The sequence below is a fragment of the Nonomuraea sp. NPDC003201 genome (assembly GCF_053590415.1).
This window is the reverse complement of record NZ_JBSFTC010000687.1, coordinates 1-1,980: the sequence shown is the minus strand read 5'-3', so window position 1 is coordinate 1,980 and position 1,980 is coordinate 1. Positions and strand designations below refer to the sequence as shown.

Here is a 1,980-nt window from a genome sequence, read left to right as displayed (position 1 = left end):
ATGGCCAGCACGTTGACGTCGTTGTCCACGAGCACGGGAACGGGGAAGCGCTCGCGGATGATCGGCGGGATCACCACGCCGGTCCACGGCTCGCGGCGCCGCCGCGGTGCTGCTGTTCCTCGGCGAGCCGTCGGAGGCCGAGTCCGAGGGCTTCGACCGCGAGGACCTGGACCTGCCGGAGGCGCAGCTCCAGCTGCTCGAGGCGGTGGCCGCGGTCAACCCGTCGGTCGCGGTCGTGCTGAGCAACGGCGGCGTCGTGCTGACCGGCCCGCTCACCGAGCACGCGGCCGCCCTGCTGGAGATGTGGCTGGCGGGCCAGGCGGGCGGCGGCGCCGCGGCCGACCTGATCTTCGGGCACGCCGGCCCCTCCGGCCGGCTGGCGGAGACCGTCCCGCACCGGCTGTCCGACACGCCCGCGCACGTCAACTGGCCGGGCTCGGAGGGGCAGGTGCTCTACGGGGAGCGCCTCTACATCGGCTATCGCTGGTACGACCGCACCGGGCGGGACGTGGCCTTCCCGTTCGGGTTCGGGCTGTCGTACACCACGTTCGCCTACTCCGACCTGGCCGTGCACGTCCCCGACCCGGCCCGGCCCGAGGCCCGCGTCGAGGTCACGGTGACGAACACCGGCACGCGGGAGGGCGCCGAGGTCGTGCAGGTGTACGTCAGCGACCCCGTCGCCGACGTGGACCGTCCCGAACGCGAGCTGCGCGGCTTCCGCAAGGTCCGCCTGGCCCCCGGCGAGAGCGCCCGCGTGGTGATCGAGCTCGACGCCCGGGCCTTCAGCTACTGGAGCGCCCGGCACGGGCAGTGGGTGGCCGAGCCGGGCGAGTACGGCGTGCACGTCGGCAGCTCCTCCCGCGACCTGCCCCTGGAGCAGCGCATCCACGTGGACGTGGAGTCGCCGCGGGCCGCGCTCAGGGCCGACAGCACGCTTCGGGAATGGCTGGCCCATCCCCAGGGCCGGAAGATCGTCGAGGAGACCCTGCTGAAAACCGCGGACGGTGAGCAGAGCTTCTTCACCGACCCGGCCAGCCAGGCGCTGATCGCCCAGATCCCGCTGGCGACCCTCCTCAGCATGGGCGCCTCCCAGGGCGGGCAGCAGCCGCCGGCCATGGACGACCTGCTGCGGATGGCGAACTCCGAGACCCCGGCGAGCTGAGCGGACGGCCGCGCGGTGACGGTCGCCGCGCGGCTCAGGGGTTCAGGACGCGTCCGGCGAAGGAGCGGAAGCGGCCGACCAGGTCCACGTTGTCAGGGTCGAGAGCCACTGTCGAGCAGCCACTGTCGAGCAGCCACTGTCGAGCAGCCACTGCAGCTGCAGCCCGTCGGCCATCGCGACGAGCTGGTCGGCGAGCTCCTCGTGGTCCGTCTCCGGGTCGAGGTGCCCGGCCTCGGCAGCGCCCGTGGGCGGCGTCGCGCACGTGGTCGGGCTCATCGCTGGACCGGGACCGGCTTCCAGGCGGTGACGCCCAGGAGGTCCGTGGAGCCGAGGTCGAAGAGGCCGCTGACGCGCTCCCTGCCGGAGCTGATGGTGACGACGAGCGTGGCGCCGACCGCGGGCGGACGGGTGGTGCCGCCGTAGGTGTTGCGCCACGCCAGGGTGAAGGCGGCCGATCGGCCCGGTCGTACGGTCACCGCCTTCGGCCCGGGATCCTTGATCGCGGTGGTGACCTGCCGGGCGCCCCGGTCGATCTTCACCTTCAGCGGCTCGCCGTCCTCGTCCAGGAGCCGGACGCGCGGGTAGCCCTCGACCTGCCGCACTGTGTCGCCGCAGTTGGTGAGCGTCACGGTCTGGACGCGCAGCCCCATCGCGGCATTGGGCGGTTCGGCGTACAGGAGCAGTCCCGAGCCGGCGCAGGACGGGGTCGGGGGCGGGGACCACACCGTCGGCTGCGGCTGGGCCAGGGGATGGCCGGGCGGGAAAGCCGTCACCGTGGGACGAGTCGGCGCGGCCCCGGCGCCGGGAGCCTGCGCGCC

At 73.8% G+C, this 1,980-nt stretch carries 3 protein-coding genes; 1 reads left to right on the top strand and 2 read right to left on the bottom strand.

The features are described from left to right. Positions 1-106 precede the first annotated feature (106 nt). Positions 107-1,162 (top strand): fibronectin type III-like domain-contianing protein, encoded by a 1,056-nt coding sequence (locus ACWDX9_RS62745; RefSeq protein ID WP_449973359.1) that lies wholly within the window; start codon positions 107-109, stop codon positions 1,160-1,162. Between the two features lie 42 nt (positions 1,163-1,204). Here ACWDX9_RS62745 and ACWDX9_RS62740 read toward each other — a convergent pair whose 3' ends face one another. Both ACWDX9_RS62740 and ACWDX9_RS62735 read right to left on the bottom strand, forming a co-directional pair. Further along, complete coding sequence (locus tag ACWDX9_RS62740; protein ID WP_449973358.1) at positions 1,205-1,438, bottom strand: TetR family transcriptional regulator C-terminal domain-containing protein; 234 nt, start codon at positions 1,436-1,438, stop codon at positions 1,205-1,207. Continuing rightward, positions 1,435-1,980 (bottom strand): DUF4232 domain-containing protein (locus tag ACWDX9_RS62735; protein WP_449973357.1); only part of this gene is annotated, 546 nt, incomplete at its 5' end. The genes ACWDX9_RS62740 and ACWDX9_RS62735, both read right to left, overlap by 4 nt.